The sequence below is a fragment of the Neisseria sp. 23W00296 genome, from assembly GCF_044772855.1.
In the GTDB taxonomy this organism is placed as follows: Bacteria; Pseudomonadota; Gammaproteobacteria; order Burkholderiales; family Neisseriaceae; genus Neisseria.
The window spans coordinates 181,408-202,404 of record NZ_CP173024.1 but is presented as its reverse complement, the minus strand read 5'-3'; the positions used below and the strand labels follow the sequence as shown (position 1 = coordinate 202,404).

Genomic DNA, 20,997 nt, shown 5'->3' with positions numbered 1-20,997 from the left:
AAAAATGGAAATAGAAGTCACAGTAATAAACGCAGCCGAATATAGGAGATTAAAAGAGCTGGCGGCAGCCGCGCAGGATTTGAGCAGGCTGTTTATTCCAAAAGTCAACATCGGCGCGAGCTGCATTGATGCAAACGGGTTTGCGGTGTGGAACGAGTTTGAGAAAGCCGTCAGAGCACTTGGAGCAGATGATGAAGGAAGCGTTTAAACAGACCGGCAAATCCTTTGCCAAAGCTGCCGCCGAAATCGGCTGCTCCAAGCCGATGCTGGTGGCGGTGGTCAACCACGGCAACTGGCCGAAAAAAAACGCAGCGGCGCTGCGTGGGAAATTGAAAGACTTTTTTAAGCAGAACGGTGCGGACATTCCCGCGAGCCTGAGAAACGAGCAGGAAGCCGCACCCATCCCCAACCATGAAAGCGAGGACAGAGAAATGTTACTTCGGAAATCCACCCTGACACAAGCCGCGCGCCGCCATTTCGGCCTGGCACGCGACCCCTTCAACGACGAAATCAATAGCGCCGACGATCTCTACATCACGCCCGACGTGCGCTATGTGCGCGAAGCGATGTTTCAGACGGCCTGCCACGGTGGCTTTATGGCGGCGGTGGGCGAGAGCGGCGCGGGCAAATCCACCCTGCGCGAAGACCTGCAAGACCGCATCAACCGCGAAGGCAGGCAGATTGTGATGATTGAGCCGTATGTGCTGGCGATGGAAGACAACGACCAAAAGGGCAAAACCCTGAAAGCCGTGCACATTGCCGAGGCCATCCTTGAAGCTGTTGCCCCCGGCACATCCCCCAAACGCAGCCCCGAAGCCCGTTTCCGCCAAATCCACCGCGCCCTGCAGGAGAGCGCGAAAGCCGGCAACAAACACGTGCTGATTATCGAAGAGGCGCACGGTATGCCGATACCGACACTCAAACACCTGAAACGCTTTTACGAGCTGAAAAACGGCTTTGAAAGATTGTTGGGCATCATCCTGATCGGCCAAACCGAGCTGGCGACCAAGCTCTCGGAAAACAACCCCAACGTGCGCGAAGTGGTGCAGCGCTGCGAAATCGTTACCCTTGAGCCGCTGACCGACGGCAGGCTCGCCGGCTACCTGAAGCACAAGTTCGAGCGCGCCGGTGCCGACATCGCGCAGATTATGGATGCGGCCGCCGTTGATGCCGTTGCCGCACGGCTCACCATTCGCAGCCGCGGCACCCAAGGCAGCCGCGAAACCAGCCTGCTGTATCCGCTGGCCGTCAACAACCTGGTGGCCGCCGCCATGAACAAAGCCGCCGAACTGGGCATGCCGGTGGATGCGGATATGGTGGAGGCCGTCTGAAATGTGGTACGAAACCTTAAAAGCCCTGCGCCGCTGGCTCTTGGCTGCCGCGCTCTGTTTTGCCTATCTCGTACTGTTGTCCGAGTGCGACCGCCCCGCCGTTGCAAAACCTGCGGCAGCCGTACGGGCGGAATATGCAGATACCCCCGCGCCGCCGGGATTGGAAGCGCCGGTAAACGAAGACTGCATGAGCCTGGGCATCGAACCGCCGATGCCGTTTGAGCCGACCGATGAGGATTTGGCACGGATGGAGTTACTGAGATGATGGATATTTATTTGAATATCGATACCAAAGGTACGGTGGTACTGACCATCGGGCAGCCGATGTACCCTGAAGACCAATGGCTGGTCTGCCCCTTTGAGGAGGCGGACTTTCCCGAAGAAATCGCCCGCGCGGTCGAACGAGAGGCCGGAGAAGACGAAAACGGCTGGTATGTCCCCGGTTTTGAGGCTGTGCAAACGCAAGACGAACAGTTTGAAAAAGCGTTGGAATTTAAAGAAAACGTGCTGGCAAGGCTGGAAGGAGCGTTTGAGGAGGATACGCCATGAAAGTCAAATGCCCGTCCTGCGGCGCAAGCATGAGCCTAGACGTACTCATCGCCCACGATGAAGCCCGCGCCGCGCTGATTGCGCTGGCAGGGATTTCAGACGGCCTGACCCGCGCGATGCTCAAGTATTTGACCCTGTTCAGGCCGTCTGAAAAAGACCTGACCTTTGCCCGCACCGCCCGCCTGTTGGGCGAGCTTTTGCCGATGATACGCGCAGAAACAATCAGCCGTAGCGGCAAAACCTACCCCGCCCCGCGCGAGGCATGGATTTGGGCGGTGGAGCGCTGCTTTGAGGCATTGGAAAAAGAGCGGCTGACCCCGCCGCTGACAAGCCACGGTTTTTTACTGGAAAACATCACTTTTTGGAAGCCGGAGAAAACGGCGGCTATAGCGGTTTCAGACGGTCTCCCCGTCAGGCAGGCCGCACCGAGCACCAAGCTGCGCGAGGGCGCATCGGACTTGATGGAGTGGGGAAATGGAGGAGGAACTTAACTGGCTGAAAAAAGAAATCGCGCAGGGCTTTACCATGCTGGCCGCATTGAACCTGAAAGGCCGGCCGGCAGCGGCGGATTTGAAGCCCGTGGCCATACTGTGGTTGAAAATCCTAAGCAGGCGGCAATGGCAATTTGAGCGGGATGCACCGCGTGTCCGCTCGGCATTTGAGAAACTGGCCGCCGAATCGGACGAATGGCCGAACCCTGCGGATTTCACCCGCGCCCTGCCGCCGGAGCCGCTGCGTCTCGAACCGAGGCTGGAGGACAAGCACACAGCCACGGAATACGGCCACCGGATGGCGCAGGAAATCATAGGCCGTCTGAAAGACGCGCCGCTATTCCAAACCGAATGGATACACGGAACGAGAAGCCGCTCCGTGGACGAATGTAAAAAAATCTATGCCGCAAGGCAGAAACAGAAAGGCAAACAACATGACTGAAATCGATTTGAGCCGCTACCGCCAAGACGCGAAAGGCAATTTAATCCCGCTGGAAAACATCAAAGAAACCGACCTGCTGCGCGACGAGCTAGTGATGGAAATCGTCGCCAAAGCGCAGGCCGTGCGCGAGCGTATCGCCGAATTTAAGCAGAGCGCGATGGACGACATCGCCGCCTTCGCCCAACTCTCGGCCGAAAAATACGGCACGAAACTGGGCGGCGCGAAAGGCAATATCCGCCTGATGAGCTTCGACGGCGCCTACCGCATCGCGCTGGCCATGCAGGACACCCTGAGCTTCGACGAGCGCCTGGCCGCCGCCAAAGCCCTGATCGACGAGTGCATCAACGAATGGACGGCAGACAGCCGCCCCGAACTCAAAGCCCTAATCAACGACGCCTTCCAAGTGGACAAAGAAGGCAACATCTCCACCACCCGCGTGCTCGGCCTGCGCCGCCTGAGCATCGACGACGAGAAATGGCACAGGGCGATGGACGCGCTCTCCGACAGCGTGCAGGTGCAAACCAGCAAGCCCTTTGTGCGCGTGTACCGGCGCGAAGCCAACGGGGAATACAGTCTGATGAGTTTGGATATTGCGAAAGTTTAAGGAGCGGAAAATGGAAATCTGGGCAAAACTGTTTGAATGCCACGGGCGGCAAGTGCTGGTCTGCAAGGCGGAAACACAAGACGAAGACGAAAGCCCCGCCGTCAAATTCGAAGCCATGTTGCGGGGACTGACCGCTACCTTTTATCTCGGCTTTGCCACGGAAGAGTTGCGCGATAAGGTATTTGACGAGCGGATTGACCAAAATTTTACCGACAAGGTGATGGCGGATGTATTTGCCAAAGCCTGCCGGTTTGAAACCGAGTAACACCGCGCGGCACGGCCTGCCGCATCAACCCTAGGAGCACCATCATGCACAAAACCGACCTGATCGACACCACCGCCCGCGCCACCGGCCTGTCCAAAACCGACACCGCGCGCACCATCGACGCCGCGCTCGACGCCGTCTGCAAAGCGCTTGCCGCCGGCGACACCGTCGCCCTGACCGGCTTCGGCAGCTTTACCGTTTCCGCCAAAGCCCAGCGCGAAGGGCGCAATCCGAAAACCGGCGAGCCGGTAGTGATTGCCGCGCACAACAGCGTCAAGTTCAAAGCGGGCAAGACGCTCAAAGACGCGGTAAACGCCTAAGCCACCACGCAAGGCAGCCTGAAAATCCAAAACGGTTTTCAGGCTGCCTTTTTGTTTGCGCTGCGCTTTTTGCTGCGTTATTATTCCATACCAATTTGATTTTAAATAAAAAGTGAAACGCCGTTTCACTTTTTGCGGCCAACGGGCGGCCTGAAAACCTTTCAGGCTGCCCATACTGCCAGCCGCAGGGAGGGAACATGAAGAAACCGCATATCCGCAAAACGCGCGGCATCTGGACGGCAAGTCCGGCAACGGCATCGGGCGATCTGTCTTTTGCCGATATCCTGCTGCCTACCCAACAAACCGCCCTTGCCACCTTCTTTGCCTTTGGCAAAAACATGGCATCCCTATTCAAGGAGCTGCCATGAAAGAAACCGCCGCCCACAAAAAAGCCCGTCTGATCCGCCTGCTGCACGTGGCCAAAAGCCGGCTGCAGATGGACGATGCGGCCTACCGCACGCTGCTGGCCAACGCCTCGCGCGGCAAAACCAGCAGTAAGGCGATGAGCTTGGGCGAATTGGAAACCGCGCTGCGGATGATGAAGGCGCAGGGTTTTGTCGTTACCCTCAGGCAGTCTGAAAACGGCAAGACCGACCTGCCGGTGCGCGATTACGGCGCACAGACAGCGATGATACGGGGCTTGTGGCTGGAGTTGCACCAAATGGGCGCGGTACGCAGCCCGTCGGAATTGAGCCTTGCCCGTTTTGTCAAACGGATGACCGGCACCGACCACCACGGCTGGCTGGATGCGGACAATGCGTCAAAGGTGATCGAACATTTGAAACAGTGGAAACAAAGAGAGGAGGCCAAACATGGCGGATGAGCGCGTACCCGAGCTGGTAACGGATTTGGAAGACCAAATGGCCGCCTGCCTGCTTTCCGAACTGCCCATCGAGCGCAAAAAGGCGCTGGCGCTGAGCAAAAAAGTGGCACGGCATATCACCGACAACTGGGGCGGCCAGCTGATTTACATCCCGAAAAACCATCTCGGCCAGCTGTCCGAGCGCGATATGCAGGTTTATCGGGACTTCGACGGCCGCAACCATGCCGCACTGGCGAAAAAATACCATCTGACCGTGCAGCAGATTTACAAGATTGTGAAGGAGGCCGGCAGGCGCGAGCGGGCGAAAAGCCAGGGCGATTTGTTCGGCGATGCGGCGGACAAACCAAAATAGCGGTCAGGTTTGCTTCTGACCGCTTTTTTACGGCGTTTTGCCGCGCGGGCGGGTGTTTGCCCGTCTGCAGGCCGAAAGGCCGTAAAAACGCAAAATACGGCGTTTGCCGTTTCAGGCCTTTCAGACGGCCTTTTTTAAAGCAGGTTAAAAGTCTTTCAGGCTGCCGCGGCGCATCATCGCCCCATCACACCGATGGGGCTTTTTGTATGTCCGAATTTTTTGAAATCTTCCGCGCCGGTACGCACACCGACAACAACGGCCGGCGCATCACCATCAGTGCCGACGACCTAGCGGCGACGGCGGCAGCCTACAACACGGCCGCGCACGAAGCACCGGTAGTCGTCGGCCACCCGAAAACCGACGCGCCCGCCTACGGCTGGGTAGGCAGCCTGAAAGCCGAGGGAAACAGCCTGCTGGCGGACTTTGCCCAGATGGACGCGGCCTTTGCCGAGCAGGTGCGCCAAGGCCGCTACAAAAAGGTGTCGGCCAGCTTTTACCAACCCGACGCCCCCGCCAATCCCGCACCGGGCAAATGGTCGCTGCGCCATGTCGGCTTTTTGGGTGCGCACCCGCCTGCGGTTAAAGGGCTGAAACCGATTGAGTTTAACGAGGCGGAAGCGGGCGTGGTCGAATTTGGCGAGAGCGCCGAACCGGCCGCCCTGCTGCGCCGCCTGCTGGCCGCGCTCGGTTTTCAGGCTGCCGATTTTGCCGAAGACCCGCCGCCGAACACATCCCAACCCGAATCCCATCCCACCAACCCCGAACCCAAGGAGCCCGATATGGCCACCGAAGAACAACTGGCGGCAGAGAAAGCCGCCCGCGAACAGGCCGAACAGGCCGCCGCAGCGGCGCAAGCCGAACTGCAGAAGCTGAAAGACGCGCAGGCGCAGTCCGAGCGCGAAGCGGCGCATCAGGAAAACACCGACTTTGCCGAAGGCTTGGTCAAAGCAGGCCGTCTGAAACCTGCCGACAAAGAACTGGTGGTGCAGGCTTTGGACTTTGCCGAGTACCCGCAGCACACCACCGCCGATTTCGGCGAGGGCGACGGCAAGAAAACACTAGCCGCCGCGCTGCGCGATTTTCTCGGTGCAGTACTGCCGCAACAGCTGCCTGCCGCAGGCCATCTGGCCACCGGCGTTTCGGCCAAACCCGCCGGCGTTTCGGCCGACTTCGCCGAGAACGCCGACCCCGAAGCATTGAGCCACCACCAGCGCGCGCTGGCGCTGGCGGCCAAAGAAGGCATCAGCTACGCCGAGGCGGCGCGCCGCACGGTATCCGAATAACTTTGATTGTTTGAACAAGGAAACACGATGAGCACTTCCCATTTGAAAAACCTGCGCGGCCAAATCGATCCCGTGCTGACCCAGCTGGCGCTGGGCATGAAGCAGGCCGAATTTGTCGCCGAACGGATTATGCCCGTTGTCTTTACCGACAAAGAAGGCGTGCGCGTGCCGGTGTTCGGCAAAGGCTCGTTTGTCGAGTACCGCACCGAGCGCGCGGTGGGCGCGGCCAGCAATGTGATTACGCTGGATGCGCCGTCCTACCTGCCGGTGGTGCTGGAAGAACACGATTTGTCGGCCGGTGTGGACTACCGCGAACAGGCCGAGAGCCAATACGACGAGCGCGCCAAAGCCGCCCGCCGTGTGGTGCGCGGCGTGCAGCTGCGCCAAGAAGTCGAAACCGCACAGCTCGTTACCGCCAAATCGGCCTACGAGAGTGGCCACAGCAAAGACCTGTCCGCCACCAAACAATGGAGCGACGGCACGTCCGATCCGATGGAAGACATTGCCAATGCCAAAGAGCTGGTGCGCGCCGCCTGCGGCGTTTCCCCCCGCGTGCTGGTGGTCGGCGCAAGCGTGCTGCACGCACTGTCCAAGCACGACGGCCTACGCGGCGCCTTGTCTTCGGGCGAGCGCAAAACACTGTTGTCGGTCGATCAGATTAAAAATCTGTTGGATTTGGACGACATCATCGTCGGCGCGGCGGTATCCGTGCCCGACGGCAAAAAGCAGACCGCCGACATCTGGGGCAAATTCGCCAGCCTGATTGTGCGCCCGCACTCCGTTTCAGACGGCAACGACGAGGGCGAGCCGGCCTTCGGCTACACCTTCCGCCGACGCGGCATGCCGCTGGTCGACCGCTACGACGGCGTCGGCGGCAAAGTGGAATACGCCCGCTACACCGACATCCGCAAAGCGGCAGTGGTCGGCAGCGCGTGCGGTTATCTGTTTGAAAAGGCAGTCGCCTAAACAATTTGAGGCAGCCTGAAAAGGCTTTCAGGCTGCCTTGGGAGAGAAAAAATGGCTAAAACCAAACAGGTGGTGCTGACCACCACCATCCGCGCGGAAGGCGCAATCGTCGCCAACCGCTTTGTGAACTACGCGGGCAAGCAGGCCAAAGCGGGCGAAGCGGTGCTGGGCGTGGCGCCCTACGACACCGCTGCGGGCGATACCGCCGCCGTCGACGCCATCGGCATTGCCGTAGTCGAAACGGGCGGCGCACTGGCCGCAGGCGATGCAGTGGCTGCCGACGCGCAGGGCTGCGCGGTGAAACAGACCGGCAGCGCGTCCGTTGCCGGATACGCACTCGATGCCGCCGCTGCGGCCAACGACACCATCCGCATCAAGATCGGAGGCTAGGCATGAAAATCTATATCGCCCACACGCCGCTGATTTTGGAAGATGCAGACGGCCGCGAATACCGCGTCGAAGCGGGCGAAGCGGTGGACTTGACGCCCGAGCTGTACGAGCTGGTGGCCGCCCACGTCAGCGAAGCGGAAATTTCCGCCGCCGATTTGGCCTCCAGCGGCTATCAGGCCGACGGTGAAACCCCGCTGACGCAGCCTGAAACGCCGTCTGAAAACCCGCCCGATGGGCAGCCTGAAACGGATAAGCAGCCTGAAACGCCGGCTGCCGAAGCCCAAGCCCCCAAACGCGGCAGCAAAGGCGCGAAGGAGTAAGCCGTGTACATCACGCGCGAGGACATCGCTGCGGCCGTCGGCAAAGTGGAGCTGGTGCAACTGTCCAACGACGACGGCTACGGCAGCGAACCCGATTGGGAAATCGTCGACAGAGCCATCGCCTACGCCTGCGAACTGGCCGACGGCTATCTGACCGGCCGCTACCGCCTGCCGCTGGAACCCGCTCCCAGCATCCTGCGGCCGCTGTGCACCGACATCGCACGGCACTGGCTGCATAGCCGCCGCATCAACGCCGCCGAATTTCCCAAGCCGCTGCAACTCTCTTACGAGAACGCGCTCAAAGTGCTGGCCAATATCCGCGACGGCAAAATCCATCTGGGTGTGCGCGACGATGCCGATGCGCCCGACCGGCCGCAGACCGAAGGCGGGGCGTATCACGTCCGCGCCAAGGCCAAACAAAACTGGGAGGGCTACTGATGGCTGCCACCCTGCCGATACTCACCGCCGTACGCGACCACCTGCGGGAGCAACTGGCCGGATACAGCGTCGAGCTGTTTCCCGACAAGCCCGCCCAGTACCGCTTTATGCACCCCAAAGGCGCGGTGCTGGTGGGCTATCAGGGCAGCCGTTTCGGCAAGCTGGAAGACACCGGCCGCATTGCCCAGCAGCGCGATCTGACCCTGCATCTGACTGTGTTCGGCCGCGGCGTGCACCACGACGGCGCGGCACTCGACCTGCTCGACGCGCTGCGGCTGGCCGTTGTCGGCTACCGCCCGCCCGACTGCCTGCCCTGCCACTTAATCAGCGAGCAGTTTCTGGCCGAAGACGGCGGCGCGTGGCAGTACCAGCTCTTGGTGCAGACCGAAACCCAGCAGATTGAGCAATACACCCCGCCCGCCGCGCCCAAACTGACTGCCGTCTATCTGCGGCAGCAGGGCGGCCCGCAAAACCCGTAATCCCAACCATCAGGAGAATCCTATGGCAGCAGCCTACCACCACGGCACCGAAACCATCCGCATCGATGCCGGCTCCAGCCCCGTCTATACCGTGGACGGCGCGATTACCGCCATTGTCGGCACCGCCCCCACCGGCAAAGTCAACGAACTGACCGTATGCCAAACCACCAAAGACTTTGCCGCATTCGGCGGCCAGCTGACCGGCGCGGGCTTTACCCTGCCCGATGCGGCCAACATCTGGACGCGTTACGGCTCGGGCGTCGCCTATGTCATTAACGTCTGCGACCCGGACAAGCACAAAAGCAGCGTCGTCGACGAAGCGCTGGCCGTCGATGCCGACACCCTGCGCGCCAAAACCGCGCACCCCGCCATCCAAAGCGGTTACACCGTTTCCGACGGTGCAACAGCGCTTGCCGAAGGTGTCGGCTACACGCTCGATACCTTAACCGGCGACATCGTGTTTGCCGCCAAACCTACCGACCCGAAAATCAGCTACAGCTACACCGATCCGTCTAAAGTTACCGAAGCCGACATTATCGGCGCCTATGTGGCGGCAACCGGCAAACGCACCGGTTTGGAACTGTTGGTCGAGGGTTACAGCCGCTTGGGTGCCGACGCCAAAATCATCATCGTGCCCGAATACGACCAAACCGCCACTTGCGCGGCGGCAATGATTGCCAAGGCCGAAAAACTCAAAGCCATCGCCTACATCAGCGCCCCCAAAGGCACCAGCCTGAGCCAGGCCATAGAAGGGCGCGGCTCCTTGGGCTCAATCAACTTTCAGACGGCCTCCGACCGCGTCCAGCTGTTTTTCCCGCACGTTGTCGGCCTGCTGGGACTGGAAAGCCTGGCCACCCACGCCGCCGGCCTGCGCATGAAAACCGACGTCGAAAAAGGCTACTGGTGGAGCATTTCCAATCAGGAACTGTTGGGCGTAACCGGTTTGGAAGTCGGCCTGACCGCCCGCGGCGACGACCCGCAGTCCGAAACCAACCGCCTGAACGAAAAAGGCATCACCACCGTTTTCAACAGCTACGGCAGCGGTTTCCGCATGTGGGGCAACCGTCTGGCCTGCTTCCCGAGTGTGAGCCACATCAAGAATTTCGAAGTCGCCCAGCGCACCGGCGATGTGATCGACGAGAGTCTGCGCCGCTACGCTTTGCAATATGTCGACCGCCCGATTGAAGACGCGCTGCTGGATGCGCTGCTCGAAGGCTACCGCGTCTATCTGGGCAGCCTGAAAAGCATCGTCGGCGCATCGGTCAGCCTGGATTACGACTACGATTTGGCAGACGCCTTTTCCAAAGGCCAAGTGCCGCTGGTGTACGACTACACACCCAAGCTACCGGCCGAGCGCATCACCAACACCAGCAAAATGACCCGCAAATATCTGGTCAACCTGACCGGACAGGCGGGCAACTAGGAGCTTTGAGCCATGAGCATCGAATTAAACGTGATCTACAACGCCGCGCTGTACCTGAACGGCAATACCCAAATCGGCCGCAGCGGCGAAATCAAACTGCCTGAAATCGAAATCGAGCAGGAAGAGTACAAGGGACTGGGCATGGCCATCGGCGTTTCCCTGCCGATGGGTATCAAAATCGGCGAGGCCGAAATCAACTGGAACGGCTTTTATCCCGACGCTTTCCGCGCGGTGTACGACCCGTTCAAAGCCCAGCAGCTGATGATCCGCGCCGACATTCAGCAGCACAACGCACTGGGGCGGGCGGAGGAAGTGCCGCTGGTGGCCACCCTAACCGGCAATTTTTCCAAATCGCCCTTAGGTACCTACAAACCCAAAGAGCGCGCCGAGTTCGCCAGCACCTTTCTCGCCCATGCGGGCAGCCTGAAAGTGGCCGGCCGCGAAATTCTCTATTTTGACGCCTTTACCAACCAGTACCGCGTGGACGGTGCGGATATGTTCGCCAAGTTCCGCCGCAACCTGGGGCAGTAATAAACGGTTTTTTAAAGCGGTTTAAAAGCCGCAAGGCAGCCTGAAAACTAAACTCACCATCTGATTTTGATGGTGGGTTTTTCTTTTGGCCGCCCCACCCGGCGATTTGAAAAAGGATAGTCAAATGGCAAACGAAGCGCAGCAGATGCAGGAAAAACTGGGAACAGGAAAAGAAATCAGGCTGCATTGCCCGCTGAGGCTGGCAGACGGCAGGCTGTTGGAAAGTGTAACCGTGCGCCGCGCCAAGGTTGGCGACATCCGCGCAGTGGCGCATTTGGAAGGCGACGCGGCGCAGGAAATCGCCATGATGGCGCGCCTGTCCGGGCTGGTACCCGAAGATTTGGAAAATATGGATTTGTGCGACTACAAGCAGATGCAGGAGTTTTTTCGCACCTGCCAAGAGCCGCCGCGAGCCGTCTGACCCGCAAACCTTCCGCCGCCTGCTGGCCGCCGCCTGCGCCGATATGGCGTGGTGGTACGGTTGGCCGCTGCGGGAAATAGACGAATTGGATATGGAAGATTTCCTAGCCTTCCAAAAAGAAGCAGCCCGCCAAATCAAGGCGGGCTATCGGAAAGGCTGATCAGCGGCGGGTAAGAAACTTGTGTTTGAGTATAGCCAGTCCGGCAAACAGGCTGCCGGCCAGCGCACCGGCCAGTAAAACGGGGACTTTGCCCAGCAGTACGAACAGAGCCGCGCCGAGCATCCAAACCAGCGCAAGCGGCAACAATACGGACGAATCCGCAGCGGGATATGCGGACAATACCTCAAAGGCCAAAACCGCCATCCATGCGGCAAAGGACAAAACCAAAACCGCATCGGCGGTTTGGTTGAAAATCTTCGCGTATCTGTCGTTCACGATGCCCCCTTTCTTTCGGCAAATCATAAGGTCGCAACAGCAATATGGCAAGCAGTTTCTCCATCGGCATCACCATCGGCGCGTCTGTCGGCGCGGCGGTGGCCGGCATCAAAAGCGTCGGCTCGTCTATGAAGTATCTGGGCGAAGTGACCGACACGCTGAACCGCCGCCAGCGTCTGCTGAAAGAGACGCTGGACAATCCGCTGCGCATGTCCAAACAGCGGGTGGGCGAGTTGCGCCGCGAGTATGTGCAGCTCGGGCAGACCATCGACACAATCAACACCAAGCGCGTCCGGATCGCAGAGTTGCAACAGTTGCGCCAAAGCCATTACGACAAGCGCGCAGCCTTTAAAAATGAGCTCCTCGGCGCGGCGGCCGCAGGCGGCGTGATTGCCGTTCCCGTCAAGCTGGCCATAGATTTCGAGTCGGCAATGGCCGATGTAAAAAAGGTGGTGGACTTCGATACGCCGCAGCAGTTCCAGCAGATGAACCGCGACATTCTGAAGCTGACGCGCACCATCCCGATGGCCGGCAAAGACATTGCTGCCATCGTGGCGGCCGGCGGCCAAAGCGGTGTGGCGCGCAAAGACCTGCTGGGCTTTGCTTCCGATGCGGCCAAGATGGGCGTGGCTTTTGACATGGCAGCGGGAGACGCCGGCGAAGCAATGGCGACGCTGTCGAACGTGCTGCAAATCCCCATTCCCAAAATCAGCCGTCTGGGCGATGCCATTAACCACCTGTCGGACAATGCCAACTCCAAAGCCGCCGATATCGTCAATGCGCTGACCCGCGTCGGCAGCGACACCAAGCAGCTGGGCCTGACCGAAAACCAGGCCGCCGCGCTGGGCAGTACCTTTTTAAGCATGGGCAAAGCTCCCGAGCTGGCGGCGCAGGCGGTGAAAGGGATGGTTACCTCGCTGTCGGTTTTGAAAACAGGCGGGGGCAGGAAAGAACTGGCCAAGCTGGGGCTGACCACCAAAGAATTTGCCGAGGCCATGAACAAGGATGCCAACGGCGCGATACGCAACCTGCTCGCGCGCATCAAGCAGCTGCCCAAAGACGAGCAGTTCCCGCTGCTGCTGAAAATGTTCGGCCGCAACTATGCCGACGATGTGATGCTGCTGGCCAACAATGTCGGCGAGTACAACCGCCAGCTGGATTTGCTCTCGGAAAAAGACGCATCGGGCAACTTGAAATACCTCGGCTCGATGCAGCGCGAGTTTGCCAACCGTTCGGCCACCACCGCCAACCAGTTTAAGCTGTTCAAAAACGGTTTGGCCGAGATCGGCATTACCGTCGGCAGCGTGCTGTTACCCGCCATTAACGGCGCGTTGGCATCGGTCAAACCGCTGGTCGGCGCGTTTGCCGACTGGGCGGCGGAAAACCCGAAATTCGTCAGCGGGCTGGTGCATCTGGTTGCGGGTCTTGCTGCTCTGAAAATCGGCGGCTTGGGCTTTCGCTTCCTGCTGAACGAGTGGCGCGGCTTTACCGCCGCCGTGAAACTGGGCAGGGCATTACTGGGGGCGGACTGGTTGGCGGCCATGCTACGCTTCAAAAGCGGCACGGGCATCCTTGCCCGCAGCCTGTCGCTCGGCAAATCGGTTGCGGCGGCGGCTTTTTCCGGTATCGGCAGGGCTTTTTCCGGCCTGCTCCGTTTCCTGCCGCTTGCCCGCACCGCCGTCCTCTCCCTCGGCCGCGCCCTGTTGGCCACGCCCGTCGGCTGGATTGCCGCCGCGCTGGCTGCCGCCGCGTTCCTGATTTACAAATACTGGCGGCCTATAAAGGCGTTTTTCCTCGGCTTTTGGGACGGGCTGACGGCAGCCTTCAAACCCGTGCTGCCGCTGTTTGACGGTTTCACTGCCGCGCTGGGCGGGATTTGGGAAACCGTGCGCCCCGTTTTGCAGCCGGTTTTGGACTGGCTGGGGGAATTTTTCGGCCTGACGCAGGAAGCGGAGGGCGGAGCGCGTGGTTTTGGCGCATCTTTCGGTGCGGCGGTGGGCGGCGTGTTGGCCGCCGTGGTCGAAACCGGCGCGATGATTATCAGCGGCTGGCGGATGATTTTCGACACGCTGTTCGGCGCGGCCGATGCGGCGTGGACGGAAATCAAAACCGCCTTTGACGGCGGTCTGAGCGGCATATTGGCGCTGATTCTGAACTGGTCGCCGCTGGGTGCGTTTTACTCGGCGTTTGCTGCAGTAATGAGCTGGTTCGGCGTCGAGCTGCCTGCCAAATTTACCGAGTTCGGCCAGATGCTGCTGGACGGTCTGATTAACGGTATCAAGTCCAAAGTCGATGCGGTTGTCGGCACCGTTACATCATTGGCCAACCGCATCAAATCGGCCTTTACCGGCCCGGTCGCCATCCACTCGCCCAGCCGCGTGTTCAAAAGCTACGGCGGCTATCTGATGGAAGGCTTGCAGCTGGGTATCGGCGCGGCTGCAGGACGGCCGTTGGCGGCGGTGCAGTCGGTGGCAGGCCGTCTGAAACAGCGTTTCACTTCCGGCAGCGGCCTGTCGGCGGAAATGGCCGCATCGATACGCACCAACGCCGACGAGTTCGCCGCCGCCCGCCAGACGCAGGCATCAGGCGGGATCACGGTGAACTTTAATCCGACCATCAACGCCCCCGGCGGCGATCCGCAGCAGATTCAGGCTGCCCTGCGGCTGGGTTTGCAGGAATTTGAAACGATGTACCGCCGCATGATGGCGGACATACAAAGAAGGGCTTACTGATGTACGCGATGCTGGGCGAGGTGCCGTTTGAATTTTTGCAGAGCTTTAGCGAATGGGAAGAGACGCACGGCGCGGACTATGCCAAACACGAAGTGCTGGGCGGCCGCCCGCGCCTGCAGGCGGTGGGTAACGATCTGACCAAAATCCGCTTCGGCTTAAAGCTGCACTGGAAGCTGGGCAGCCCCGATGCCGCCTATAAGGGACTGGTCGCCGCCAAAGAAGCGCAGCAGGCGCTGTCGCTGGTCACCGGCGCGGGACGCTTTGTCGGCTGGTTTGTGATTGAGAGCCTGTCCGCGCGCACGCTGGTGCAGGACGCCCAAGGGCGTACGGCGGCGCGGGAGCTGGAAGTGTCACTGGTTGAGTTTGTCGGCGACCCGAACAACCCGCTGCCTGCGCCCGCCGTCGCACCCGCGCAGGAAAACCCGCTCTTGTCGCTTTTGCCCGAGAGCGTGCGCGGCACGGCATCCAAAGCCGCTGAAGCGGTGCAAAAGGGCGTGCGCCTGTACCGCGCGGCGGAAAAGGAAATCGGCCAAATCCAAAACCTGATCGGCCGCGCCCGCGATCTGAAAAACGACCCGGCCGCCGCCTTTTCGATACTGGGCGACGCGCTCTCTGTCGGCGGTTCGGCTTTGGGCAAACTCGATGCCCTGCCGGAAGCCGGCCGCTATTTCGGCAGCCTGAAAGGGGCGGCCGAGATGCTCTCCTACGGCGGCCAGGCATCACGCCATCTGGCCGACGGCATGGCTGCCGTACGCAGCGGAGTGGAAAGCCGCAGCATCGGCGGCTGGCTGGAGGCGGCGGCGGAATTTGCCGCAGCCGCTGGCGACAGTCTGAACAACGGGGCGGCAGGTGCCGAAAGCCTGACCGCGTATTTGGCCGCGAGAAAGGACGGCACATGAAACAGTCGGTTTTACAGCACACCACGGCCGAAGGCGAGCGCTGGGATTTGATCGCCCACCGCTATTACGGCAACGCGCTGCTGATTGAAGGGCTGATTGCCGCCAATCCGCACCTGCCGGTCTGCGAAGCCTTTGCGGCGAACCTGACGGTGTTTGTGCCGGTATTGCCTGCCAAACCGCAGAGCCGGGACGATATGCCGCCGTGGATGAGATAAGGAACAACATGAAACCAAGCAGTATCAGTGCCGCACTCGGCAGCCTGCTTTCAGACGGCCTTTCAGGCAGCCTGAAACCCCCGTCCGCCCATCCCGTTACCCTGCCCGACGTGCTGGTCAAATATGAGCAGAAAGACATCAGCTCCGACATCCGCCCTTATTTTTTGTCGCTGAGCTACACCGACTATCTGGAAGGCCAGTCCGACGAAATCCAGCTCGATTTGGAAGACACCGGCGGCCGCTGGCTGCGCTCGTGGTATCCGAACCAGGGCGACAAACTGGCCTTGCAGCTGGGCGACCAATTTACGGGCATGGTAAATCTGGGCGAATTTGAAATCGCCGAAATCGAATACAGCCATCCGCCGAGCGTGGTCAGCCTGAAAGCCCTGTCTGCCGGTATCAGCCGCGCCAACCGCACCTTAAAACCCAAATCCTACGAAAAAACCACGCTGGCCGGCATCGTGCGGCAGGTGGCCAAGCGGCTGAAACTGTCGGTAAGCGGCGAAGTGGCCGACATCAAAATCGAGCGCGTCACCCAGTATCAGGAGCGCGACGTCGAGTTTCTCGCCCGCCTTGCCCGCGAATACGGTCACAGCTTCAAGCTTACCGACAAAGCGCTGGTTTTTACCCGCAACGACAAGCTCGCGGAACAAAAAGCCGTCGCCCTGCTGCTGCCGCAGGACATTAAAAACATCCGCCTGCGCGACCTGATTAAGGGCGTGCCGCAGGAAGCGGTGGTCAGCGGCTACGACGCCAAGAAAAAGACCGTGCGCCGCCAAAGCCGCAAGCACAAACCGCTGCGTCCGAACGCCAAGCGCGCCGCCACCACCGACACTTTGAAAATCGTGGCCAACCGCGGCGAGAGCGACGCGCAGCTGGCCGCCCGTGCCGATGCCGCACTGGCCGACGCATCGCAAAACCAAGTGGCGGGCGACTTTACGCTGGTCGGCAATGCCAAACTGGTGGCGGGGCAGATTGTGCAGCTCAAAGGTTTCGGCCAGTTTTCGGGGCGCTATCTGGTCAAGCAGAGCCGCCACGAGCTGCGCCGCAGCACGGGCTACACCACGTCGCTGGAAGTCAAAATGGTGGCATACATCGCCGACGAAGCCGAAGGGCAACCTGAAAGGCCGTCTGAAAAGCAGCCTGAAAACCCAAACAAGGAAAACAGCCATGCAGCAAGCCTATGATTTCGGCGCGACCATCCAATTCGGCACCGTCTCGGCAGTGGACGGCGCGCGCCATGCCGTGCGCGTGCAGCTGCCCGCGCTGGAAGGCATGGAAACCGACTGGCTGCCAGTGGTGAGCTTAGGCGCGGGCGGCAACCGCTTCTACGCGCTGCCCGACCCGGGAGAATTGGCCGTCTGCCTGCTGGATGCGCGCGGCGAAGGCGGCGTGTGCCTGGGCGTGATTTACAACGAGTCCGACCCCGCGCCCGAGTCCGACCGCAATATCTGGTGCAAACGCTTTGCCAACGGCACGGTCATCCGCCACGACCGCAGCAGCGGGCAAGTAATGGTTGACACGCCCGGCGATGTACTGGTTAAGGCCGCCAAACAGGTCAAAATCCAAACCCCGAACACCGAAATCACCGGCGACACCGCCATTCTCGGCCATCTGACCTACAGCGCGGGCATGAGCGCGAGCAATGCCGGCGGCGGCGTAGCGGCCAGCATCAGCGGCACGGCCGAGGTGCAGGGCGACATCCTGCTCAACGGCGTCAGTCTCCAAGAGTTTGTCTCAAACCACACCCACCCCGGCGATTCCGGCGGCCAAACCGGCACGCCGCAGCTGTAACCATTTTTAAACCCCTTTAAAAGCCGTTTCAAAGCCCTGCGCCTACCATACGCGCAGGGCTTTGTTATGCCCGCAGATTAAGGAACCCCCGTGAACCCCCGCTCCCGCCACTGGCAGATCGCCCCCGCAGGCAGCCTGAAAGACACCGTCGAAGACGCCGCCGACATCGAGCAGTGCCTGCTCAACATCCTGGCCACCCGCAAGGGCGAAGACGTGTGCCGTCCGACCTTCGGCAGCGGCCACCACGACTACACCGATGCGCCCGAAGACGTGCTGGTGCCGAACTTCGTGCGTGAAATCACGCTGGCGGTGCAGACCTGGGAAAAACGGGCGGTATTGGAAAAAATCACCTTCGAGGGCGCCGCGCCGCACCTGTTTGTCAGCCTGCACTGGCGGGTGGCCGACGACGTGGCGGGCGAAATCTACCGCACACCGTTCAAGGCAGCCTGAAACATGGATTGGAACAAAAACGACATCAAAATCGTTGAAGACGAACTGGCCGCCGTGCTGGCCGAAACCGTTGCCGATTACGAGCGGCGCGCCGGCAAAGTGCTGCAGCCCGCCCATATCGAACGGCTCATTATCAACACCTTCGCCTACCGCGAAACGCTGTTAAGGGCGCAGGTCAACGAAGCCTACCGCCAGCAGCACCCGCGCTTTGCCACCGGCCTGATGCTGGATTTGTGCGGCGACGACGTCGGCACGCCGAGGCTGGATGCCCAAAGCGCGCTGACCACCCTGCGTTTTAGCGCGCAGATTTCAGACGGCCAACAGATACCCGTGCCCAAAGGCACGCTGGTGGCGGCCGGACAGGTGTCGTTTGCCACCACCGCAGCGGGCATGCTGACCGCGCAAAGCCCCGCCGTCGAACTGCCCGCCGAATGCACCCGTGCCGGCGCGGCGGGCAACGGCTGGTCGGCAGGGCAAATCAACACCTTGGCCGAGCGGCTGCACCCGACCATCGATGTGGCTGCCGCCAACACCACCGCATCGGCGGGCGGCGCGGAAGCGGAAGATGACGAAGCCTACCGCGAGCGCATCCTGCTGGCCTTTGAAAGTTTCAGCGTGGCCGGTCCCGTCGGCGCCTACCAGTATTGGGTGCGGCAGGCCAGTTCCGCGGTTGCCGACGTACACGTCGCCAACGCGCTTGACGGCGCGGGCAACCCGATAGGCGGGCGCGTCGCCGTAACCGTGCTGGCCAAAGACGGCCTGCCGTCTGCCGAACTCTTGGCCAAGGTTCAAGCTGCCTTGTCGGCCGAAGACCGCCGGCCGTTGTGCGACACCGTATCCGTGGCCGCGCCGCAGCCGGTGGATTACCGCCTGGATGCCGAGCTGACCCTGTTTACCGGCGCCAACGCCGCCGAAGTGCTGGCCGCCGCCCGCGCCGCCTGGGCGGACTACGAAAGCCGCCGCCGCGCCAAGCTGGGGCTGGACATCGTGCCGCTGGACATCCAAACGGCCTTGAAAGTGGCGGGCGTGTACAACGTGGTGCTGCACGGCCTGCCGCTGACCGAAGTTAGGCCCGACCAATGGGCGCGCTGCATATCCGCAGACATCCGCGCCGCCGCGCACACGGCGGAGGGCTAGGCGATGGCCAAACTCTCCTACGCCGCGATTATCGAACGCGACCAACGCGCCCGCGCGCTGGCTGAACTCGGCCTGCGGCTGGATTTGGCCGACCTGCCGCGCCTGATGCCGCGTCTGGTCGATTTGGTCGCTCCCGCGCATCTGGAACTCTTGGCCGAAAGCCGCAGCATCTTGGGCGTGGACGGCTACTGGCTGGCCGAAAGCGACGACGCCCGTCGCCGCCTGATTAAAGGCGCGTACGAGCTGCACCGCAAAAAAGGCACGCCGTGGTCCATCCGCGAAATCGTGCGGCGGCTGGGCTTCGGCGAAATCGAAATCATCGAAGGGCTGTCCAATAAAAAACACAACGGCGAAATCCGCCGCGACGGTCTGTACGCACACGGGCACAGCAACCACTGGGCACACTACCGTATTGTCATGAGCAGCCCGATTACCAACGGCCAAGCCGCGCTGTTGCGCCGTACGCTCGCCGCCTTCGCCCCTGCCCGCTGCGTACTGGCCGCCCTCGACTACCGCTCCGTTCCCCTGCAACACAACGGCCGTGCCCGCCGCGACGGCAAATTTGCCCGCGGCACGGCCTGAGCAACCCACCCAAAGGAAAAAAATGGCAAACCTGAACGAAACAGCCCGCTGGGAGGCAGGCATCTACCAGTTTGAGACCTCCGACCCCGTGATGGGCGGCCCCAACGGTATCGACAACCGCCCGACGCGCGAGCTGGCCAACCGCACCCTGTGGCTCAAAACCGAGCTGGCAAAAGCCGTGCAAAACATCGGCAGCCTGCAGGGCATCAGCATCACCGCAGGCGCGGGGCTGGCGGGCGGCGGCAACCTGTCCGCCAACCGCAGCATCGCCCTCGCCACCCCGTCCACCCTGTCGGGCAACACGAACAACTGGGCGGGCAACGGCAACACCGGCCACACACACGAGCTGGCCAAAGCCACCGCCACCCTCGCTGGTGTTGTCAAGCTGATTGACAACCTCACCGCAGGCGGCAACGACGCCGCCCTGTCCGCTGCGATGGGCAAACAGCTCAACGACGACAAACTGGGCAACCGGGGCAGCCAGACTCTCTCCGGTGGCGTGCTCACCATCGACAACCCCAACCAATGGGGCAAACTGTCCATGACAAGCGGCAAAGGCCGCTGGGTAGTGGAAAGCCCCCCCCAAGCATCGCACACCGTGTCAGGCAGCGTGCGCCTCAATTTCAAGTTTGAAGAGAGCGGCCAGACGACCAAGTACATCTCTTTTCCGACGGTTGAGGGCAACGAGACAGTGGCCTATCAAGGCTGGGTCAGCCAGCAGGCGCAGGCCGTGCGCACCGCCCTGAAAAACGAAATCCTCGGCGGCGCGGGCGCGGCCTTCGACACCCTCGGAGAGCTGCAAAACGCACTGAGCGGCGACGCCAACTTTGCCGCCACCGTTGCGGGCAAAATCGCCCAAGCCGCCCCGTCGGGGCAAATCGCCTTCTTCGCAGGCAGCAACGCACCTTCAGGCTGGCTCAAAGCCAACGGCGCCGCCGTTTCCCGCACCGCCTACGCCGACCTCTTCGCCGCCATCGGCACGGCCTACGGCGCGGGCGACGGCCGCAACACATTTAACCTGCCCGACCTGCGCGGCGAGTTTGTACGCGGCTGGGACGACGGCCGCGGCATCGACGCCAACCGAGCCTTGGGTTCGGCACAGGCCGACGAAATCAAATCCCATAAACACGCGATGCCGATTGCAGGCAACAGCGACGACATGTTTGAGCATCTGTCGGAGCGCAAAAACCTCAACATCACCCTGGTGCCCGACACCGATTCCAACAACGTCTACGGTTTTGCCAAAGACGACTACACCGCCACCGGCGGCGCGGAAACCCGCCCCCGCAACATTGCCCTTCTGGCCTGCATCAAAATCTAGGAG

Annotated in this window: 32 protein-coding genes; 31 read left to right on the top strand and 1 reads right to left on the bottom strand. The window is 61.2% G+C overall.

From position 1 onward, the window contains the following. Positions 1 to 4 precede the first annotated feature (4 nt). The 22 genes from ACG2K1_RS01050 to ACG2K1_RS00945 all read left to right on the top strand — a co-directional run bounded on the left by ACG2K1_RS01050 (position 5) and on the right by ACG2K1_RS00945 (position 11,588). Positions 5 to 208, top strand: coding sequence for a hypothetical protein (locus ACG2K1_RS01050; protein ID WP_395428924.1), 204 nt, complete (start codon positions 5 to 7; stop codon positions 206 to 208). After that, positions 192 to 1,331 (top strand): ExeA family protein, encoded by a 1,140-nt coding sequence (locus ACG2K1_RS01045; protein ID WP_395428947.1) that lies wholly within the window; start codon positions 192 to 194, stop codon positions 1,329 to 1,331. Before ACG2K1_RS01050 ends, ACG2K1_RS01045 begins: the two co-directional genes overlap by 17 nt. Next, positions 1,306 to 1,596: a hypothetical protein gene (locus ACG2K1_RS01040; RefSeq protein ID WP_395428923.1), complete on the top strand. Its 291-nt coding sequence runs from the start codon at positions 1,306 to 1,308 to the stop codon at positions 1,594 to 1,596. The genes ACG2K1_RS01045 and ACG2K1_RS01040 overlap by 26 nt, the downstream gene beginning before the upstream one ends. Continuing rightward, entirely contained in the window at positions 1,593 to 1,880 is a 288-nt protein-coding gene (locus ACG2K1_RS01035) for a hypothetical protein (protein ID WP_395428922.1), read from the top strand. Before ACG2K1_RS01040 ends, ACG2K1_RS01035 begins: the two co-directional genes overlap by 4 nt. After that, the gene (locus ACG2K1_RS01030; protein ID WP_395428920.1) at positions 1,877 to 2,371 is read left to right on the top strand and encodes a hypothetical protein; all 495 of its coding nucleotides are present in this window, start codon (positions 1,877 to 1,879) and stop codon (positions 2,369 to 2,371) included. The genes ACG2K1_RS01035 and ACG2K1_RS01030 overlap by 4 nt, the downstream gene beginning before the upstream one ends. Then, positions 2,355 to 2,813, top strand: a complete 459-nt coding sequence (locus ACG2K1_RS01025; RefSeq protein ID WP_395428919.1) for a hypothetical protein — start codon at positions 2,355 to 2,357, stop codon at positions 2,811 to 2,813. Before ACG2K1_RS01030 ends, ACG2K1_RS01025 begins: the two co-directional genes overlap by 17 nt. Beyond that, positions 2,806 to 3,417, top strand: a complete 612-nt coding sequence (locus tag ACG2K1_RS01020) for a DUF3164 family protein (protein WP_395428917.1) — start codon at positions 2,806 to 2,808, stop codon at positions 3,415 to 3,417. The genes ACG2K1_RS01025 and ACG2K1_RS01020 overlap by 8 nt, the downstream gene beginning before the upstream one ends. 10 nt (positions 3,418 to 3,427) lie before the next feature. Then, on the top strand, positions 3,428 to 3,682 hold the full coding sequence (locus tag ACG2K1_RS01015) for a hypothetical protein (protein ID WP_395428916.1): 255 nt from the start codon (positions 3,428 to 3,430) through the stop codon (positions 3,680 to 3,682). Positions 3,683 to 3,726: 44 nt separating this feature from the next. Beyond that, positions 3,727 to 4,002, top strand: a complete 276-nt coding sequence (locus tag ACG2K1_RS01010; protein ID WP_395428915.1) for an HU family DNA-binding protein — start codon at positions 3,727 to 3,729, stop codon at positions 4,000 to 4,002. A 197-nt stretch (positions 4,003 to 4,199) separates the two neighbouring features. After that, positions 4,200 to 4,370 (top strand): hypothetical protein, encoded by a 171-nt coding sequence (locus tag ACG2K1_RS01005; protein WP_395428914.1) that lies wholly within the window; start codon positions 4,200 to 4,202, stop codon positions 4,368 to 4,370. Then, positions 4,367 to 4,825 (top strand): gp16 family protein, encoded by a 459-nt coding sequence (locus ACG2K1_RS01000; protein ID WP_395428913.1) that lies wholly within the window; start codon positions 4,367 to 4,369, stop codon positions 4,823 to 4,825. The genes ACG2K1_RS01005 and ACG2K1_RS01000 overlap by 4 nt, the downstream gene beginning before the upstream one ends. Continuing rightward, complete coding sequence (locus tag ACG2K1_RS00995; RefSeq protein ID WP_395428912.1) at positions 4,815 to 5,177, top strand: Mor transcription activator family protein; 363 nt, start codon at positions 4,815 to 4,817, stop codon at positions 5,175 to 5,177. Before ACG2K1_RS01000 ends, ACG2K1_RS00995 begins: the two co-directional genes overlap by 11 nt. A gap of 206 nt (positions 5,178 to 5,383) precedes the next feature. Then, positions 5,384 to 6,460: a 2-oxoacid:acceptor oxidoreductase gene (locus ACG2K1_RS00990; RefSeq protein ID WP_395428911.1), complete on the top strand. Its 1,077-nt coding sequence runs from the start codon at positions 5,384 to 5,386 to the stop codon at positions 6,458 to 6,460. A 27-nt stretch (positions 6,461 to 6,487) separates the two neighbouring features. Next, positions 6,488 to 7,426 (top strand): hypothetical protein, encoded by a 939-nt coding sequence (locus tag ACG2K1_RS00985; RefSeq protein ID WP_395428910.1) that lies wholly within the window; start codon positions 6,488 to 6,490, stop codon positions 7,424 to 7,426. A gap of 51 nt (positions 7,427 to 7,477) precedes the next feature. Continuing rightward, positions 7,478 to 7,816, top strand: a complete 339-nt coding sequence (locus tag ACG2K1_RS00980) for a capsid cement protein (RefSeq protein ID WP_395428909.1) — start codon at positions 7,478 to 7,480, stop codon at positions 7,814 to 7,816. Positions 7,817 to 7,818: 2 nt separating this feature from the next. Beyond that, positions 7,819 to 8,136: a hypothetical protein gene (locus ACG2K1_RS00975; RefSeq protein ID WP_395428908.1), complete on the top strand. Its 318-nt coding sequence runs from the start codon at positions 7,819 to 7,821 to the stop codon at positions 8,134 to 8,136. Between the two features lie 3 nt (positions 8,137 to 8,139). After that, positions 8,140 to 8,574, top strand: coding sequence for a DUF1320 domain-containing protein (locus ACG2K1_RS00970; protein WP_395428907.1), 435 nt, complete (start codon positions 8,140 to 8,142; stop codon positions 8,572 to 8,574). Then, the gene (locus ACG2K1_RS00965) at positions 8,574 to 9,053 is read left to right on the top strand and encodes a Gp37 family protein (protein WP_395428906.1); all 480 of its coding nucleotides are present in this window, start codon (positions 8,574 to 8,576) and stop codon (positions 9,051 to 9,053) included. Before ACG2K1_RS00970 ends, ACG2K1_RS00965 begins: the two co-directional genes overlap by 1 nt. A gap of 22 nt (positions 9,054 to 9,075) precedes the next feature. Then, positions 9,076 to 10,476 carry a phage tail sheath family protein gene (locus ACG2K1_RS00960; RefSeq protein WP_395428905.1) on the top strand — a complete coding sequence of 467 codons (1,401 nt, stop codon included), beginning with the start codon at positions 9,076 to 9,078 and terminating at the stop codon, positions 10,474 to 10,476. A 12-nt stretch (positions 10,477 to 10,488) separates the two neighbouring features. Beyond that, on the top strand, positions 10,489 to 11,007 hold the full coding sequence (locus ACG2K1_RS00955) for a phage major tail tube protein (protein WP_395428904.1): 519 nt from the start codon (positions 10,489 to 10,491) through the stop codon (positions 11,005 to 11,007). A 124-nt stretch (positions 11,008 to 11,131) separates the two neighbouring features. Then, entirely contained in the window at positions 11,132 to 11,428 is a 297-nt protein-coding gene (locus tag ACG2K1_RS00950) for a phage tail assembly protein (RefSeq protein WP_395428903.1), read from the top strand. A gap of 43 nt (positions 11,429 to 11,471) precedes the next feature. Continuing rightward, a complete protein-coding gene (locus ACG2K1_RS00945) occupies positions 11,472 to 11,588 on the top strand; it encodes a GpE family phage tail protein (RefSeq protein WP_395428902.1) in 117 nt (38 codons plus the stop codon). Here ACG2K1_RS00945 and ACG2K1_RS00940 read toward each other — a convergent pair whose 3' ends face one another. Beyond that, positions 11,589 to 11,864: a hypothetical protein gene (locus ACG2K1_RS00940; RefSeq protein ID WP_395428901.1), complete on the bottom strand. Its 276-nt coding sequence runs from the start codon at positions 11,862 to 11,864 to the stop codon at positions 11,589 to 11,591. A gap of 44 nt (positions 11,865 to 11,908) precedes the next feature. On the opposite strand from ACG2K1_RS00940, the gene ACG2K1_RS00935 reads away from it, so the two are divergent. The 9 genes from ACG2K1_RS00935 (at position 11,909) to ACG2K1_RS00895 (ending at position 20,994) form a co-directional block, all read left to right on the top strand. Beyond that, on the top strand, positions 11,909 to 14,596 hold the full coding sequence (locus ACG2K1_RS00935; protein WP_395428900.1) for a phage tail tape measure protein: 2,688 nt from the start codon (positions 11,909 to 11,911) through the stop codon (positions 14,594 to 14,596). Beyond that, on the top strand, positions 14,596 to 15,495 hold the full coding sequence (locus tag ACG2K1_RS00930; RefSeq protein ID WP_395428899.1) for a phage tail protein: 900 nt from the start codon (positions 14,596 to 14,598) through the stop codon (positions 15,493 to 15,495). Before ACG2K1_RS00935 ends, ACG2K1_RS00930 begins: the two co-directional genes overlap by 1 nt. Further along, positions 15,492 to 15,710: a tail protein X gene (locus ACG2K1_RS00925; protein ID WP_395428898.1), complete on the top strand. Its 219-nt coding sequence runs from the start codon at positions 15,492 to 15,494 to the stop codon at positions 15,708 to 15,710. Before ACG2K1_RS00930 ends, ACG2K1_RS00925 begins: the two co-directional genes overlap by 4 nt. Positions 15,711 to 15,718: 8 nt before the next feature. Beyond that, complete coding sequence (locus tag ACG2K1_RS00920; RefSeq protein WP_395428897.1) at positions 15,719 to 16,897, top strand: phage late control D family protein; 1,179 nt, start codon at positions 15,719 to 15,721, stop codon at positions 16,895 to 16,897. After that, positions 16,881 to 17,504 carry a phage baseplate assembly protein V gene (locus ACG2K1_RS00915; RefSeq protein WP_395428896.1) on the top strand — a complete coding sequence of 208 codons (624 nt, stop codon included), beginning with the start codon at positions 16,881 to 16,883 and terminating at the stop codon, positions 17,502 to 17,504. Before ACG2K1_RS00920 ends, ACG2K1_RS00915 begins: the two co-directional genes overlap by 17 nt. Positions 17,505 to 17,594: 90 nt before the next feature. Beyond that, complete coding sequence (locus ACG2K1_RS00910; RefSeq protein ID WP_395428895.1) at positions 17,595 to 17,954, top strand: GPW/gp25 family protein; 360 nt, start codon at positions 17,595 to 17,597, stop codon at positions 17,952 to 17,954. A gap of 3 nt (positions 17,955 to 17,957) precedes the next feature. Further along, the gene (locus ACG2K1_RS00905) at positions 17,958 to 19,091 is read left to right on the top strand and encodes a baseplate J/gp47 family protein (protein ID WP_395428894.1); all 1,134 of its coding nucleotides are present in this window, start codon (positions 17,958 to 17,960) and stop codon (positions 19,089 to 19,091) included. Between the two features lie 3 nt (positions 19,092 to 19,094). After that, entirely contained in the window at positions 19,095 to 19,673 is a 579-nt protein-coding gene (locus ACG2K1_RS00900; protein ID WP_395428893.1) for a phage tail protein, read from the top strand. A gap of 22 nt (positions 19,674 to 19,695) precedes the next feature. After that, positions 19,696 to 20,994, top strand: coding sequence for a phage tail protein (locus ACG2K1_RS00895; protein WP_395428892.1), 1,299 nt, complete (start codon positions 19,696 to 19,698; stop codon positions 20,992 to 20,994). The last annotated feature ends 3 nt before the right edge of the window (positions 20,995 to 20,997 follow it).

Bases quoted from the DNA above. Each gene is read 5' to 3' on its own strand.
- ACG2K1_RS01050 (WP_395428924.1), top strand. From the start codon at position 5: ATGGAAATAGAAGTCACAGTAATAAACGCAGCCGAATATAGGAGATTA.
- ACG2K1_RS01045 (WP_395428947.1), top strand. From the start codon at position 192: ATGAAGGAAGCGTTTAAACAGACCGGCAAATCCTTTGCCAAAGCTGCC.
- ACG2K1_RS01040 (WP_395428923.1), top strand. From the start codon at position 1,306: ATGCGGATATGGTGGAGGCCGTCTGAAATGTGGTACGAAACCTTAAAA.
- ACG2K1_RS01035 (WP_395428922.1), top strand. From the start codon at position 1,593: ATGATGGATATTTATTTGAATATCGATACCAAAGGTACGGTGGTACTG.
- ACG2K1_RS01030 (WP_395428920.1), top strand. From the start codon at position 1,877: ATGAAAGTCAAATGCCCGTCCTGCGGCGCAAGCATGAGCCTAGACGTA.
- ACG2K1_RS01025 (WP_395428919.1), top strand. From the start codon at position 2,355: ATGGAGGAGGAACTTAACTGGCTGAAAAAAGAAATCGCGCAGGGCTTT.
- ACG2K1_RS01020 (WP_395428917.1), top strand. From the start codon at position 2,806: ATGACTGAAATCGATTTGAGCCGCTACCGCCAAGACGCGAAAGGCAAT.
- ACG2K1_RS01015 (WP_395428916.1), top strand. From the start codon at position 3,428: ATGGAAATCTGGGCAAAACTGTTTGAATGCCACGGGCGGCAAGTGCTG.
- ACG2K1_RS01010 (WP_395428915.1), top strand. From the start codon at position 3,727: ATGCACAAAACCGACCTGATCGACACCACCGCCCGCGCCACCGGCCTG.
- ACG2K1_RS01005 (WP_395428914.1), top strand. From the start codon at position 4,200: ATGAAGAAACCGCATATCCGCAAAACGCGCGGCATCTGGACGGCAAGT.
- ACG2K1_RS01000 (WP_395428913.1), top strand. From the start codon at position 4,367: ATGAAAGAAACCGCCGCCCACAAAAAAGCCCGTCTGATCCGCCTGCTG.
- ACG2K1_RS00995 (WP_395428912.1), top strand. From the start codon at position 4,815: ATGGCGGATGAGCGCGTACCCGAGCTGGTAACGGATTTGGAAGACCAA.
- ACG2K1_RS00990 (WP_395428911.1), top strand. From the start codon at position 5,384: ATGTCCGAATTTTTTGAAATCTTCCGCGCCGGTACGCACACCGACAAC.
- ACG2K1_RS00985 (WP_395428910.1), top strand. From the start codon at position 6,488: ATGAGCACTTCCCATTTGAAAAACCTGCGCGGCCAAATCGATCCCGTG.
- ACG2K1_RS00980 (WP_395428909.1), top strand. From the start codon at position 7,478: ATGGCTAAAACCAAACAGGTGGTGCTGACCACCACCATCCGCGCGGAA.
- ACG2K1_RS00975 (WP_395428908.1), top strand. From the start codon at position 7,819: ATGAAAATCTATATCGCCCACACGCCGCTGATTTTGGAAGATGCAGAC.
- ACG2K1_RS00965 (WP_395428906.1), top strand. From the start codon at position 8,574: ATGGCTGCCACCCTGCCGATACTCACCGCCGTACGCGACCACCTGCGG.
- ACG2K1_RS00960 (WP_395428905.1), top strand. From the start codon at position 9,076: ATGGCAGCAGCCTACCACCACGGCACCGAAACCATCCGCATCGATGCC.
- ACG2K1_RS00955 (WP_395428904.1), top strand. From the start codon at position 10,489: ATGAGCATCGAATTAAACGTGATCTACAACGCCGCGCTGTACCTGAAC.
- ACG2K1_RS00950 (WP_395428903.1), top strand. From the start codon at position 11,132: ATGGCAAACGAAGCGCAGCAGATGCAGGAAAAACTGGGAACAGGAAAA.
- ACG2K1_RS00945 (WP_395428902.1), top strand. From the start codon at position 11,472: ATGGCGTGGTGGTACGGTTGGCCGCTGCGGGAAATAGACGAATTGGAT.
- ACG2K1_RS00935 (WP_395428900.1), top strand. From the start codon at position 11,909: ATGGCAAGCAGTTTCTCCATCGGCATCACCATCGGCGCGTCTGTCGGC.
- ACG2K1_RS00930 (WP_395428899.1), top strand. From the start codon at position 14,596: ATGTACGCGATGCTGGGCGAGGTGCCGTTTGAATTTTTGCAGAGCTTT.
- ACG2K1_RS00925 (WP_395428898.1), top strand. From the start codon at position 15,492: ATGAAACAGTCGGTTTTACAGCACACCACGGCCGAAGGCGAGCGCTGG.
- ACG2K1_RS00920 (WP_395428897.1), top strand. From the start codon at position 15,719: ATGAAACCAAGCAGTATCAGTGCCGCACTCGGCAGCCTGCTTTCAGAC.
- ACG2K1_RS00915 (WP_395428896.1), top strand. From the start codon at position 16,881: ATGCAGCAAGCCTATGATTTCGGCGCGACCATCCAATTCGGCACCGTC.
- ACG2K1_RS00905 (WP_395428894.1), top strand. From the start codon at position 17,958: ATGGATTGGAACAAAAACGACATCAAAATCGTTGAAGACGAACTGGCC.
- ACG2K1_RS00900 (WP_395428893.1), top strand. From the start codon at position 19,095: ATGGCCAAACTCTCCTACGCCGCGATTATCGAACGCGACCAACGCGCC.
- ACG2K1_RS00895 (WP_395428892.1), top strand. From the start codon at position 19,696: ATGGCAAACCTGAACGAAACAGCCCGCTGGGAGGCAGGCATCTACCAG.